Annotated in this window: 14 protein-coding genes; 6 read left to right on the top strand and 8 right to left on the bottom strand. The window is 42.7% G+C overall.

Annotation, left to right across the window (positions count from 1 at the left end; genetic code table 11):
• Nucleotides 1–3: 3 nt before the first annotated feature.
• Nucleotides 4–321 carry a hypothetical protein gene (locus PHI74_04505; protein MDD5485272.1) on the bottom strand — a complete coding sequence of 106 codons (318 nt, stop codon included), beginning with the start codon at nt 319–321 and terminating at the stop codon, nt 4–6.
• 117 nt (nt 322–438) lie between these two features.
• Here PHI74_04505 and rqcH point away from each other — a divergent pair, with 117 nt between their 5' ends.
• The 3 genes from rqcH (at nt 439) to PHI74_04490 (ending at nt 4889) form a co-directional block, all read left to right on the top strand.
• The gene (rqcH, locus tag PHI74_04500; protein ID MDD5485271.1) at nt 439–2373 is read left to right on the top strand and encodes a ribosome rescue protein RqcH; all 1935 of its coding nucleotides are present in this window, start codon (nt 439–441) and stop codon (nt 2371–2373) included.
• A gap of 221 nt (nt 2374–2594) precedes the next feature.
• Nucleotides 2595–3764, top strand: a complete 1170-nt coding sequence (locus tag PHI74_04495; protein MDD5485270.1) for an MFS transporter — start codon at nt 2595–2597, stop codon at nt 3762–3764.
• A gap of 87 nt (nt 3765–3851) precedes the next feature.
• Nucleotides 3852–4889, top strand: coding sequence for an mRNA surveillance protein pelota (locus PHI74_04490; protein MDD5485269.1), 1038 nt, complete (start codon nt 3852–3854; stop codon nt 4887–4889).
• 343 nt (nt 4890–5232) lie between these two features.
• Here PHI74_04490 and PHI74_04485 read toward each other — a convergent pair whose 3' ends face one another.
• A complete protein-coding gene (locus tag PHI74_04485) occupies nt 5233–6489 on the bottom strand; it encodes a TIGR00297 family protein (protein ID MDD5485268.1) in 1257 nt (418 codons plus the stop codon).
• 81 nt (nt 6490–6570) lie between these two features.
• Here PHI74_04485 and uppS (PHI74_04480) point away from each other — a divergent pair, with 81 nt between their 5' ends.
• Complete coding sequence (gene uppS / locus PHI74_04480) at nt 6571–7215, top strand: polyprenyl diphosphate synthase (GenBank protein MDD5485267.1); 645 nt, start codon at nt 6571–6573, stop codon at nt 7213–7215.
• A gap of 5 nt (nt 7216–7220) precedes the next feature.
• Here uppS (PHI74_04480) and uppS (PHI74_04475) read toward each other — a convergent pair whose 3' ends face one another.
• From uppS (PHI74_04475) to lysS, 3 genes are all read right to left on the bottom strand, one after another.
• On the bottom strand, nt 7221–8141 hold the full coding sequence (uppS, locus tag PHI74_04475) for a polyprenyl diphosphate synthase (protein MDD5485266.1): 921 nt from the start codon (nt 8139–8141) through the stop codon (nt 7221–7223).
• 3 nt (nt 8142–8144) lie between these two features.
• Nucleotides 8145–8444 carry a DUF2551 domain-containing protein gene (locus PHI74_04470; protein MDD5485265.1) on the bottom strand — a complete coding sequence of 100 codons (300 nt, stop codon included), beginning with the start codon at nt 8442–8444 and terminating at the stop codon, nt 8145–8147.
• Between the two features lie 81 nt (nt 8445–8525).
• Nucleotides 8526–9980 carry a lysine--tRNA ligase gene (gene lysS, locus PHI74_04465; GenBank protein ID MDD5485264.1) on the bottom strand — a complete coding sequence of 485 codons (1455 nt, stop codon included), beginning with the start codon at nt 9978–9980 and terminating at the stop codon, nt 8526–8528.
• Between the two features lie 110 nt (nt 9981–10090).
• On the opposite strand from lysS, the gene PHI74_04460 reads away from it, so the two are divergent.
• Nucleotides 10091–10642: a TATA-box-binding protein gene (locus PHI74_04460; GenBank protein MDD5485263.1), complete on the top strand. Its 552-nt coding sequence runs from the start codon at nt 10091–10093 to the stop codon at nt 10640–10642.
• A gap of 137 nt (nt 10643–10779) precedes the next feature.
• Nucleotides 10780–11397 carry a DUF502 domain-containing protein gene (locus PHI74_04455; protein MDD5485262.1) on the top strand — a complete coding sequence of 206 codons (618 nt, stop codon included), beginning with the start codon at nt 10780–10782 and terminating at the stop codon, nt 11395–11397.
• A gap of 116 nt (nt 11398–11513) precedes the next feature.
• Here PHI74_04455 and PHI74_04450 read toward each other — a convergent pair whose 3' ends face one another.
• The 3 genes from PHI74_04450 to PHI74_04440 all read right to left on the bottom strand — a co-directional run.
• Complete coding sequence (locus PHI74_04450) at nt 11514–11693, bottom strand: hypothetical protein (GenBank protein ID MDD5485261.1); 180 nt, start codon at nt 11691–11693, stop codon at nt 11514–11516.
• A gap of 385 nt (nt 11694–12078) precedes the next feature.
• Nucleotides 12079–12882, bottom strand: coding sequence for an MBL fold metallo-hydrolase (locus tag PHI74_04445; GenBank protein ID MDD5485260.1), 804 nt, complete (start codon nt 12880–12882; stop codon nt 12079–12081).
• 97 nt (nt 12883–12979) lie between these two features.
• Nucleotides 12980–13887 (bottom strand): PGF-CTERM sorting domain-containing protein (locus tag PHI74_04440; protein MDD5485259.1); only part of this gene is annotated, 908 nt, incomplete at its 5' end.

Below are 13887 nucleotides of genomic sequence, written 5' to 3'. Positions count from 1 at the left end.
GAATCAGTTTAGCAGGAGGGTCCAGCTTACGAACCAAAATGACAAGGTCATAAATCCTATATAGAACCAATCGTTTGCCTTAAGCTCCCCCGTAACGTTAATCAATGGGTAGATGTATTTTTGGATTAATATCGCAAAAGCCAAGATGGTAATTCCAAATCCTGCTCTGACTTGTCCTTCTCCGGCCAAATAAAATGATATGATACCGGCAAAAATTCCGAAGATGCCTGATATGGCGGTTTTCTTAATGCCCTCGATACGCTCTTTCTTCCTCTCTGCTTCGGTCTTATCTGGTATTTTTGGAAAATCTGCTTTGGTCACGCTGGGCCTCCATCCTATGTTGCTAAGACTTATGTTAACTTTTACGTTACGCTTACGTATATATAATGTGCCCATAATTGGGGCGAAAATAGTATGTTCATAAATAAATGAGGTGCCATGAAAGACAAAATGACTAGCGTGGACGTAGCAGTCGCTGTGGCAGAGCTACAAATGTTGGTCGGCGCAAAATTGGACAAGGTCTATCAACACGAAGATGAGATTCGGCTAAAGATGTACGTCGCTAGGGAGCGCCAGGACTTATTGATAAAAGCTGGCATGTTGATATTCCTGACCAAATATCCTCGCCCTAGCATGAAGATCGCGCCAAGTTATTCGATGTTGCTTCGAAAGCACTTGAGCGGGGGGCGAATTACATCTATAGAGCAATATGATTTCGACCGAGTCATCGAAATACATGTCCAACGGGGTGACTCGAAGAGAATACTCATAGCAGAATTGCTTCCCAAAGGAAACATAATACTGCTGAGCGAAGATCGGAAAATCATACTGCCCCTGACGACGCGGAGTTTGCGCAGTAGGGAAATTCGGCGTGGTGAGCAATATGCTTTTCCGCCGTCCCAGAAGAGCCCGATAGAGATAACGGAAAGCGAGCTGAAAGCTTTGTTTGAAGGGTCCGATAAGGATCTGGTCAGGACCCTTTCATCTGAGCTGAATATGGGTGGTCTCTATGCAGAGGAGGTCTGTCTCCGTGCGGGAGTGGACAAAAATACGCCAGCCAGAGATCTGTCAGGAGATCAGTTGCAGATAATTCACAATGCACTGCGCGAATTATTCGAGCCGATTTCATCTGGTAAATTAAGACCCCACATAGTCTTCGCCAACGGAGAAGAAGTCGATGCGCTCCCATTTGAGTTGTATCAATATGCAGATCATGAGAAGGTATACTTTGACTCTTTTAATGAAGCACTGGATGAGTTTTTCTCTCGAAAGGCGATAAAAAGTGCAGGGTCGATCAAGGATGAAAAATTGGTCCTGTTAGAGCGAACGTCACATCAGCAAGAGCTTGCGATCGAAGAATTCAAGAATGAAGAGAAGGAGTGCATAAAGAAGGCCGAGACAATCTATGCCCGATATCAGGACATAGAGCGCATTTTTAAAGCCATTCAGGATGCTAGGAGAAAAGGCTCCTCTTGGAAAGAGATTAAGTCCACAATTGAGGGGGGAATCGATGAGGCAGTTGGCATGCTGACGATCGAGCTGGATGGGGCGCTTGTCGCACTTGACATTCAAATGAGCATCCCCCAAAACGCCCAAGGATATTATCAACGAGCTAAAAAAATCAGAAAAAAGCTTGAAGGTGCTGAAAGAGCGTTAGAGAAAACAAAAAAGGACATTGAGCAGGCAAGATCACGTGAAATTGAGCCGAAGAATGCACCTCAGCGAAGAATTCGCCAGAGAGAACACTGGTATGACCGATTCAGACATTTCACGTCTTCAGAAGGTTTTCTTGTCATCGGCGGACGAGATGCAAGCACGAACGAGGAGATCGTCAAAAAGCACATGGAAGCCGGTGATGTATTCTTCCATACGCAAGCGCATGGTGCACCCGTCGTCATCATAAAGGCGGATGGAAGGGGGGTTCATAGTTCGACACTTGAAGAGGCAGCTCAATTTGCCGTCTCTTATTCCAGCGTCTGGGTGGCTGGACACTATTTCGGGGATTGTTATTGGGTGCGTCCAGAACAGGTTTCAAAGACTCCTCCACCTGGGGAGTATCTGCCAAAAGGGAGTTTTATGATCAGGGGGAAAAGAAACTATATGAAAGCACCAGTCGGGATAGCGATCGGAGTCGAGATAAATGAGGAGACAAGGCTGATGGGAGGCCCCCCCAGTGCAATAAAGAAGAGTTCAAAGTACCTCGTAGAAATAGAGCCAGGCGATCTGGACCAAAATCAAGTTGCGAAGGAGATATCAAAGATATTTTTCCAAAAGGCAGATGAAAAAGATAAATTTTTAATTAAATCTATAGCAGCCCCCAATTGCATCTTGAAATTCCTCCCTCCAGGAAAGTCAAAGGTCAAGATTTCTTAGGCAGAGTAAGTTAAAAATATCACGTTAAAAATATCCAAGAAATAAAAAATGGCAAAACCCTGATTGATAATTTCCATTAAAGAGTATGGTCGGCACTTAGTGACATATTCATTTATTTATTATATGATTGTGCAAAAAGTCTGGGTATATCTCCATATCTCACTCAAGATTAATGTACTTTAGGAAAAATAGTGTCCATGCAAACTTAAAAATGGAGGGGTATGAAAAAGTTCTTTGAAGGAATCAGCATCAACATCATACTATTGGGCATAGTCAGCTTTCTAGTAGATGCAAGCAGTGAAATGATAATGCCCCTCCTGCCGATGTTCATAATTGCCCTTGGTGGTACCGGGCTGGTGATCGGTCTTATTGGTGGCTTGGGGGATAGCATATCGAGCGTACTAACGGTATTTGCTGGTTACTGGTCAGATAGATTTGGAAAAAGAAAGCCATTCGTCTTTTCCGGCTATGCGACGTCTGCCATATCCAAAATGCTTCTTGCGCTCTCCATCACCTGGCAACACGTCTTTTTATTTAGGTCTTTAGAGAGAGCTGGCAAGGGGCTGAGGACAGCACCAAGAGATGCAATAATTGCAGATTCAGCCATAAACATGAGGGGCAAGGCATTCGGCATTCACAGGGCAATGGACACAGGTGGTGCAATTATCGGCTCGATGCTTGCTTTTATTCTATTTTGGTCTTTCAATTTGAAATTTAGGACGATATTCCTAATAGCTGCTGCCATAGCATTCTTATCCCTCTTACCGCTCCCATTTGTGACGGAAAGAAAAAGTAAAGTTAGCATAGGATCTATGAAGTTCAGTTTAAAAGCATTGCCTGGATCGTTCCGCTTGTTTATAATTGTAGCCACAGTATTTGCACTCGGCAACTTCTCGTACATGTTTTTCATATTAAGGGCACAGCAATTTTTCCAGACAAGAATGGCTATAGCTCTGCCCATTCTGTTGTACGTATGGTTTAACATCGTCTACACGACATTTTCTATTCCAAGCGGTGCACTCTCCGATAAGGTCGGGAGAAAAAATGTTCTTACGCTAGGCTATTCATTATTTGGATTTACTTGCTTGGGGTTTGCTCTATTTTCCTCGTTGCCTTCCCTCATTGCCCTCTTTGGACTTTATGGCCTAGTATATGCGTTAGTTGACGGAAACCAGCGAGCCTTTACAGCAGATTTTGTCGAAGAAGAGTTAAGGGGAACCGCATTAGGGACTTTTCATGCATCCATCGGCATAGCTGCCCTACCTTCCTCTTTAATCGCCGGATTACTATGGGATTTTGTGGGATCAACAGCAACGTTTTACTATGGATGTGTTTTATCCCTTGTGAGCACTGGTCTGTTCGTTTTATTCTTCAAGGAAGTAAGATCCTAACCCTGCTTAGGGATATCTGAAAATTAAGATAAATGTGGTACTAGAAATCGATACCATTATCTGTTATCATGACCGAGCTACGGATAGATGAGGATTGTCAAACATCGCTTGAAGGGACAAGAGGGTGAAATCTCCATCATTCCAGAATCCTTGGATGATCTCTGGCATCTGAAATACGTCATAGAGCCTGGAGACATGATATTCGCATTAACTAAAAGGCGAGTTGAAGTCGTTAGGGATAAAATCCGACCAGAAAAAGTGGAGAAAAAATCCGTGCGGTTGGGGATATCTGTCATTGATATAGAATTTCATAAATTCTCTAACCGTCTGAGAGTAAGGGGCATCATTGAGTACGGTATAGACCTTGGCTCGTATCATACGATCAACGTAGAGCCAAATACGAAGATTTCGATCATCAAGCACTGGAGATATGACCAGCTAAAGAGAATCAATGAAGCCGTCCGAGCCTCCACTCATCCAAAAGTTGTGATAGTTGCCATAGAAGAGGGAGAGGCATCCATAGGCATAGTTCGACAATATGGGGTGGATTTAGCCTCGGAGACCAAAGGCTCATCCCAAAAAATGGAAGGCTCAAGAGAGATTTTTTTCGAAGAGGTCGCTAATCAACTGGAGTTAATTGCAAAAGACGCCCAAGTGATCATCGCTGGACCAGGTTTCACCAAGGAGGATTTTTTCGCCTCACTCAAACAGAAAAAGCCCGAGATTGCAGAAAAAGCCGTGCTGGAGAGCGTATCTTCTGTTGGCACTTCTGGCTTTCAAGAAGTTCTAAGGAGAGGCGCAGTTGACAGAATGGTGAAAGAGGCACACATCACAAAAGAGGCAAAACTCATAGAGTCTCTGCTGGGAGAGATCGTGGTGGGTGGAAAAGCAGCCTATGGCATGGATGAGGTTCAGAGGGCTTTTAACTATGGTGCGATAGAGACTCTCTTGGTAGCGGATGAGACTCTAAGAGAGGCACGAGAAAAGGAGGATATTGACCAATTTCTAAGGAATGTGGAGTCTGCTAGAGGTCAAATTGTAGTTTTTAGCACGGATTTCGAGCCGGGACAGAGGTTACGATCCCTCGGCGGTATCGCGGCATTGCTAAGGTTCAAGATCGAATGAGCCCATGTTTTGAGGGGAGTTCCAAGAGTTTATTTAACCTTCTTCCACTTTCTTTAAGATGCACGAAAGAATTATTTGTTTAACCTGGGCATGTTTATTTTATATGAAACTTCTTTTTCGATTTCGCAATTAGGAAGGGTATCTCTAAACCAATCACAAACTTTTTCTACAATGTTATTATGCTTCATAAAAAGAAGTGGTTGTTCGATGATGTTATATATTTTTAGTAAAATGTCGGCTGGCTTCAGGCGTCGCCAATGCCCCTTGTCCTCGAACTATGTTGAAAAATAGGATATCTTTTCTAAGGTATAGTGTGAAAAGAGCATAGGACGTTATAATAACCTCAAACCAAAACATAATACAAACCAGCAGAAACCAAAGCTCCTGCCGCCGTTGCAAATAGGTTAACTGAGCTGTTTGTCAAGTACCCTCTGTTCTCCAAGGTAGCGCCGAGCAAGCTATCCACATTGGTGCCAATGAAACCGCCCAGAATCGTGATAGACGCCACCTGAAGCCCCGCCATACCCAGAAATATCGCAAGTATTCCTATCGCAGCTGAGCCAGCTATTGCAGATATTTCACCTAAAACGGATATGGCACCATTTGTTCCAGTACGCACCCTTTTGAAAGTAATTATCGACACAGGCTGATATTCAGAGGTTTCACCGATCTCACTAGCGAGCGTATCTCCTGTCGCTGTAGCAATCGCTCCCAGATAGCCTACCAGGAAGATAGGATCACCAAAAACGCCTCCTGCAACAGCCAAGATCAAAGCGACAAGCCCATTTCCAAACACGTTCCGATATCCGCGTGCTCCCCCCTCTGCCTCGGCAATTCCAAGCGATTGTTTATACTCGTACTTATATCTAGTGAACGCGCCACCAAGCACAAAAAAGCCAAACAGGACAGCAAACCATCCCATATCCTCGAAGATTATGATTAAAACGCCCCAAAGAACTCCACTCAATGCACCAGTTATGTCTGCAACGTTCACCCTATAGGAGATGTAACCGATTTCCAACATGAGCGCTAACACTAGCATAAGATAACCAGGGGAGACCCAATATCCAAAACCTGCAAATAACCACATTGCCATGGCAGACCCAAGTGATACGGTTAGATTTTCATTCGAGTGCGGAATAGAGTCCAACATAGCCCCCGTGATCGCACCTATCACCGCCAAGAAGAACATGAACTGATACGGCGATGAGAGGGTGACATCCGTAAGTGCGATAACCCAGCTACCGATGCAAAAAGCAAAAATAACTCCCAATAAAAGGAATGCCACACTACCTTGGACCGTTTTTCTTTGGGTTATGAGATCTCTTGTTACTCCGCTGAATGTGAAGATGGCAACGGATGCCCCCAGAAGGTATATCGGAAAATTTAACAACCAAGAAAGGATTACAAGAATCAAAACAGCGAAACAGATGTGTGTTGAAATTCTATTTTTTGGCGCGATGAACGCAAATATGATTGTAACAGCTAAAACGATGAGCATTAGTTGCCATATTACCAGAAATGGAAGCAACAGGGCAACACAGCCAAACAAGATGCGCAACACCTTATGTTTTTGCGATAATTCCAGAGAAGGTTCCAAATCTGCCCCCCACTATCTTCAGTGATACATACCGAAATACTTTATCCCTTAGTACTTATAGTATTGTTAAAGTTAACCAAGATGAAAGAGATCATTTCAGCCCTATATGAAAGAAGGATTATCAGTCAGATAGAAAAGGAAGATCTGCCAAAACATATCATCCTCGTCATTGCAGAAGATGATTTGCAAACTAACAAGGCATTCAATAAGCTAAAGGAATTTGTCTTTTGGTGTTCCGAGATTAAAATATCCCGGATTACAGTTTATATCAGCGTGACCGATAAGGAAGATGTCAGCAAGAGCATTTATTCAAAGCTCTTGGTTGAAATGAGGTCATGTGCTCAGGCAGATGTAACGATCTACACAGAATCTGAGAAGATAGAAGTAAGCAAAGATGGGCGTGATCTAACGCTAGATATTTCAATCGGTTTTGGAGGGAAATATGAGCTCTCCACTGCTATTAAGCAGATTATGCAAAATGTCGAGAAAGGAGAGGTGAAACCTGAGGATGTAGATGAAAAGATGGTTGAATCACACCTGATTTTTAAATCAGAGCCGGACCTGATAATCAGGACAGGAGGAGAGCGACTCACGAACTTCTTGATATGGCAAGCGGTGTACTCGGAGCTCTATTTTACAGATGTGAACTGGCTCGATTTCAGAAAAATAGATTTGCTACGAGCTGTGCGAGACTATCAGAAAAGACAAAGAAGGTTTGGCGAATAGTTACTCTACTCTGATCTTGGGCCTTTCAGCCGCCTTGCCATATCTCTTCTGATCTTAAGTGCGGATGACTCGAGAGCTTCCTCCATCTCGATCTTGACACATTCCCTAAGCAAAGAAATTGCTCTCATTAAGGTGTTACTCCTTTTTTCTTTATCCCTCATCTGGTAAGTGCGAATCGCTCGCAAGAAATCTATCTTACGAAACTCAGGCCAATAAGGGGCACAGAAATATGCCGCACATTCGTTACCGCTTGCCTGCCAAGGAAGGAAGTTTGACAGTCTTTTTTCTCCCCCGGTTCTAATGATCAAATCAACATTCGTCGGCGAACCATTGGAATACAGATAATCCGATATCGTATCCTGGTTTATGTCTTTGGCTTTTAGCACACCACTCTCTACATTTTTTGTAATCGCCTTCACCACATCCAAAAGTTCCCATCTGCCACCATAGGCCAACGCGACGTTTAAACGAAAATTTTCATATTGCTGAGTAATTCGTTCTGCCCTCTGAGCAGCCAACCTCAAATCCTGAGGTAACAGATCGACGTTACCTATCACACGGATTTGCATTTTATCGCGATGAACGCGCTCGTCAACACATATTTCATCGAATTTTTTCTTGAAGAGTTCAAAGAGATGTCTAAGCTCCGAGTAAGGTCTGCTGAAATTCTCTGTGGAGAGAGCATAAATGGTTAGCTGTCTGATACCGAGCTCTAGACACCAATCCATCACCTTCTCAGTCGTGTTTGCACCATAGAAGTGCCCATAGTAACTTGGCTTGTCCAGCTTGGCAGCATATCTTCGGTTTCCATCCTGAATGATTGCAATATGCGATGGAACTGGATTTCCGAGTATTTCTTGGGTAAGGAGATATTCATATCCTGTATATAGCGTGTTTGCAATTTTTTGGAGCATGAGACCTGCCACTAGTTAGTAATTATCCAAAACAGATTTGACGATATCCCTATGCCCATCTTTCAGGGAATACACGTTATGCTCACCTGTTACATCAATAGAGAGAATGCCCAGCTTGGTGTTCATCAAGCCCACCATCGCAGATATGCCTCTATAGCTTACATCAAATCCATTTTCCACCAAATAAGTATGTACGTCCTCTGTCGTATAGGAATGATCTTTCAAGAACAAACATAGAACAGCCTTTCTTATGCCCTTCTCATCCCGCTCTAGATAGCCTTTGAGTCTTTCCTTGATTTTATTATCTAGATTCATCTTGCAACCTTTGACCTACGCATTCATATCTTTATGCAACAATTATAAAGCTATTCTTTTAATTGTATATCAACCAATAGTTTACATTTTGGATGCATCCCTGAGGCGCTCCTTAATAAAATTACCATCGAGAGAGAGAAGGAACCAGCCAGCCCTAGGACCAGATGATTTTCCCAGTATTGCAACATAGATCGCTTTGAATAAATCGCTGGAATCTATGCCGGCTTCTTCTGCTACCTCATAGATTTCATTATGCAATTCCTCCGCAGTTTTTTTGCTTCCAATTTCGTCTGCAAGAATCCCCAAAGCAAATCTCTGTTTCTGAGACAGTTTTTTTACTCCAACGGGTAGCGTTTCCTGCACTTTGAATTTAACAGAGGGTGGTGCAAATTTACTTAGCCAATTTTTGGCATTAATAGAGCGCTGCCTTATAGCATCGAGATCGCTGACCCCATAGCCACTGCGACGGAGTACCTCCAGAATCTGATCGAAGTCCTGCGCGGTTTGCACGATCGTGACCATATGCCTAAAGGAAATTTGCCACCCATGTATTCGATCGTATTCATCTATCAGATTTAGTAGCGGCAACCCAGGATCAAACTCGATGTGCTTTTCTGGATTAGTCCTAAGGAAGAGGTGCATCAACACCTCTGGTGGAAGAATGTCCAGCATCTCTTGGATAGATACCAGGGTTCCCGTAGAAGAGGACATCTTGCCCCTGCCTTTAAGAAATATGTGCTCAAATGGTATGGGATATGGCGGCTTATGGCCATAGACGTCCTTTGAGATGCGCACACCAGTATCATACGAGCCCCCTGCAACAGCATGATCTTTTCCAAAAGGCTCTACGGTGATGTCGAGTATTTTCCATCTTGCGGGCCAGTCCACCCGCCAAGTGAGCTTTCCTCCGCCTTTTGAAAAGTCAGCAACCCCCCTATGACCACAAATACACTCGTAGTCAACACTATTTCCCGCATGTCCCTTGACAAGGACATCTTTAATCCTGCCGCATTGTTCGCATAAAGGATTGAATGGACTCCAACTTGATGGGATGGATGTACCAGCCACTCCAGATAGTATTTTTGCAATTTTGTCTCTGTTCTCAAGTGCAGTTTTTATGGTATCTGTATACATACCGCTTTTGTACATATCATCTGCTCTATATACCTCTAGTTTAATCCCCAACCTTTCAAGAGAGTTCAAAAATGGTCGAAGGAAATGCTCCGCATAACTGGGGCAACAACCATCTGGATCTGGTATTTCTGAGAGTGGCTTGCCGATGTGCTCCACATAGCCTTCTGGGAGAAAGGGATATACTTTGCGGAGAGGGTCATAAGTATCTGCAATATAGATCAGTCTTGCATCTGCACCATGATTCCTTAGCGCACGACATACTGCATTAGCAATGGCCACCTCCCGCATGTTTCCTATATGAATGGATCCTGAAGGGGTTATGCCAGTCGCCACAACGTGCCTATTCCCCCTTTGCAATACGTCCTCAGCTATCACATCTGACCAGTGAACGTTTTCGCTCATCGAGCATAACTCGCCACTAGAACAGATAAATCTTTACGTCCTACAGCAGAGGTTTTATTATTGGAGGGTGGTATGATAGGATAGAATAGAAGAGAAGGATAGAGGGAAACATGACAAAGTCTACTATTAAAGTGGAGAATGTAGTTGCAAATGCCAGATTTGCCGACAAATTTGACCTGCCATTGATCGAATCAAAGCTTGATAGCGCAGTTTATGATAAGAATAAATTTCCAGGTCTTGTCTATCACCTAAATCAACCAAAGGCTGCTTTCCTGATCTTTGGCACAGGTAAGATCGTGTGTACGGGTGTTAAAAGTGTCGATGATGTGAAAGTGGTAATCAATAATGTGGCTGAAGAGCTGCGATCTATGGGGATAGCTGTTGAAAAAAATCCAGAGTTCGTAATCCAGAACATCGTCGCATCTGCCGATTTGGGATCAGAGCTTAACTTGAATGCGATAGCTATCGGGCTGGGCCTGGAGAACATCGAGTATGAGCCGGAGCAATTTCCCGGCTTGGTATACAGAGTAGAGGAGCCAAAAATAGTCGTATTGATATTCGGGTCTGGCAAGTTGGTGGTAACAGGAGGCAAAACCTTATCCGATTGCGAAAAAGGCGTGGAGATAGTAAGACGCCAGATAGAGGGGCTAGGACTGCTCTAATCTACCGTTGATTCATCACATAGTTTAAATTTGTACATCCAGAAAATGAATTGGTAATTATTGAAAATGAAATAAGGGAAATAGGATAGGATAAGATAGGATAGATATCCTTAATAGGCGGGGATGTACAGAAGAGAATGGAATGGAGAATGTTCGTCAGATTAAGAAATTACTTTATAGCTGGTTTAGTTGTTTTGGTACCTTTATTGGCAACGTTGTACATAGTGTGGTTTTTGTTTGATTTCCTAGACAGCCTATTAAGACCTTTCGTGACAAGGATTTTTGGGTACTCTATTACTGGTTTGAGCTTCTTAATCATGTTGCTATTAGTTTTACTGGTAGGGTCAATTGTCAGTCATGCAATAGGCAAAAAATGGGTTGAGCTTTTTGAAAGTACCTTAAGTAAAATTCCTCTGATACGAGTGATCCATTCATCCATAAAACAAGCAAGCTCTGCTTTGCTAATGCAAAAAGAAGAATTTAAAAGAGTGGTTTTGGTGGAGTATCCCCGAAAAGGGGCGTACGTAATAGGTTTTGTTGCAGGCGGCAGCGCAGAAGAAATTCAAGAAAAAACTGCAGAGCACACCCTGAACATATTTATACCAACTGCACCCAATCCCACCTCTGGATTTTTAGCCATGATTCCTGAAAAAGAGGTTGTATACTTAGATATGAGCATAGAGGATGGATTCAAAATGATAATTACTGGTGGATTAGTGACTCCTACCAGTAAAATCGAGAAGGATATACAGTAAAACTTTTTCTAATTCAAGAAGTACGTATTTGCCGTGTCTCTGTAGTATCACGGAATAGACGATTTTTATTATGCACAACAAGTCATAAGAAGTTCTACATTTGTCAGGTTATTCTGCTATTCCTTCGGGAACAACCTTTCATGCAATCCATTAATCGCCATTTTGACGATCTGACTCTTGCTTAGGTCTATCTTCAACTCTGGTATTTCTGAAGTTATGCCTTTCTTCAACCGATCCATAATTGCATGGAGCTTCTGCTCTTCATCATCACCCAGGTATATGGTAATTTTGCCCAAGTTAACACCTCTATTATAAGTTTTATATGTGTTAGCATACAAATAGTGTGTTAACATATAAATAGGTTGTGGTCTTTGTGGATCTGTACTGAAAGTCAAGCTTTGACTCCTAAAGTCTAAACGATTAAAAGTTAAGCTTTGATCATTGGATCCATTTGTAATATTGACAAACAGCTTAAGCAGATGTTAGGGGCGCTTAGAAGACCTAAAAATCCGATGCTATTATAGTATTTCTTATAGTATTTTTCGTCTTTCGAAAAGATTCGCCCAAAAACATAACATCTGACAGCTCTCTTTGACATTTTAAGTTCGTATTGTTCTTTTTGATTATCATTTTTAATCAAGCTCCTTAATTGCACATTTTTCGCTGCTGCTCCAAAATATTTTATAGCTCTGCTCTTTCTCCAGGATTTAGAATTAGTACCCTTTCCTCTAAATTAGATTCTTTTGTTATTTTTGCCAGTCTTTCCGGTGGCTCATTGATTGGTTCAAAGGAAAGTCCAAATGTACCCCAATGTATTGGTATCATTTTCTTTGCCTTTAGAAGCGCCATTGCCCTGAGAGCATCTTCCGGACTGAGATGGTGCCTCCTAAAGAACCTAGGTGAATATGCACCGATTGGCAGGAAGGCCAAATCAATTTCAAACCTTTTCCCTATTTCCTCAAAATCGTTTTTCAGCCCCGTGTCACCAGCGAAATACACGATCTTCTTGCCTTCGATGATATACCCTTGGTAGTCATTCCTTAGCAACAAAGGAGGCCGACCAGAAAAATGGAAAGCTGGTACAGCTATGATCTCTGTCTTCCCTATTTTGGTACCCTCCCACCAGGATAAGGACCTAATGTCAGAGAATCCCAGTCTTACAATGGTCTTTCTCAAGCTTTTGGAGACAACTATGGGAATGTCTTTTGCAAACTTTTTGAGAGTGGGCGCATCAAGATGATCGTAATGTCCATGAGAGATAAGGATTGAATCAATTGGTGGCAAGTCTTCAACACTTGCAGCCAAAGGAGCCTTTCTCCTTCTGAAGAAACGGGCAATCCTGTTACTGAATATAGGATCTGTAATAAAGCTGAAGTCCCTCGATTCGACAAGTACAGTAGAATGACCTATATAAGTGATAGATACAGATTGCTCTTTCTCACTTCTTTTCAATTCTTCTGGACCTGTAGTATCCCTATCATTCATATATAACATACCATACCTAATCGAATCTAAAGGAATTCATAATAATCCTTAGTTTTACAGTGATAGTATGATTCACCTGCGATAAATAAAAACAGTCTTAAGCCCACTTTCGTTTTCTCAGCACGAAACAAGCTACTGTTAGACTTGCAACTGCAAAAACCGCCTCAAATCCAGGGATTTCAAGTCCACCTGTCTTTGAGACGTTCAGCGATACCGTTCTATCAAAAGTATAGACATTCTCGTCGCCTATGTCCTTGTCTCCAACGCACCTTATCTCTGTATCCAAATGATAAATTTTTAAGGGTGTGTCGTCCTTGACGCTGAGCTTTAGTACTGCTTCCCCAGTTTCATCTGGCTTAAGATTTCCTATGAAATCACTTTTCACATCGAAGTCGAATGGCTGCTCAGCTACCCCCATTGCCCTCAGGCTTACAGATTCGGCTTCTTCGTTCCCAGTGTTCCTGATAGCTATGCGCAATTCTACAGTAGATCCTTGTGTGGTAACATCTGGAGACGTCTTTACACTGACAATTTCAAAGTTGGGCTTCTCTTTGATCGTGATCTCTATTTTTTCGGTCTTCTCATATTTTTCTCCGCGGGTATCTTGGTATTCTATTTTCACCGGTATATCGTAAGCCCCTGCTCTCGCATCGATATCCACGTCTAGATAGAAAACAGCCTCAGAACTGCTGCCAGCACCTAAAAGACCGGTTTCATACACTTGATGATAAGCTTTTGAGAAGCCGAAAGGATCCGTTACATTTAACGAGAGCTTTAGGTACTTCGCATCATCTGTTCCAACATTATCTATTTTCAGTTTCAGCTTTGCATACGATTCCCCACCCTTGATCTCTTCTGGACTCGTCTCCGTTTTTGTTATATCTACCTCCGGTATGCCCTTAACGTCCACTCCTGTCGAAATGGTGTCCGTTCTCTTCACATGATACTTATCCTCATATGTTGTCAAGAGCGATAACTCGTGGACCCCAGTAGACGCTCTGCTGT

It is taken from the genome of Methanocellales archaeon (genome assembly GCA_028715985.1).
GTDB lineage: Archaea > Halobacteriota > UBA148 > UBA148 > UBA148 > UBA148.
Note: the sequence above shows the minus strand (reverse complement) of the source record. Positions and strands in the feature narration are given on the sequence as shown.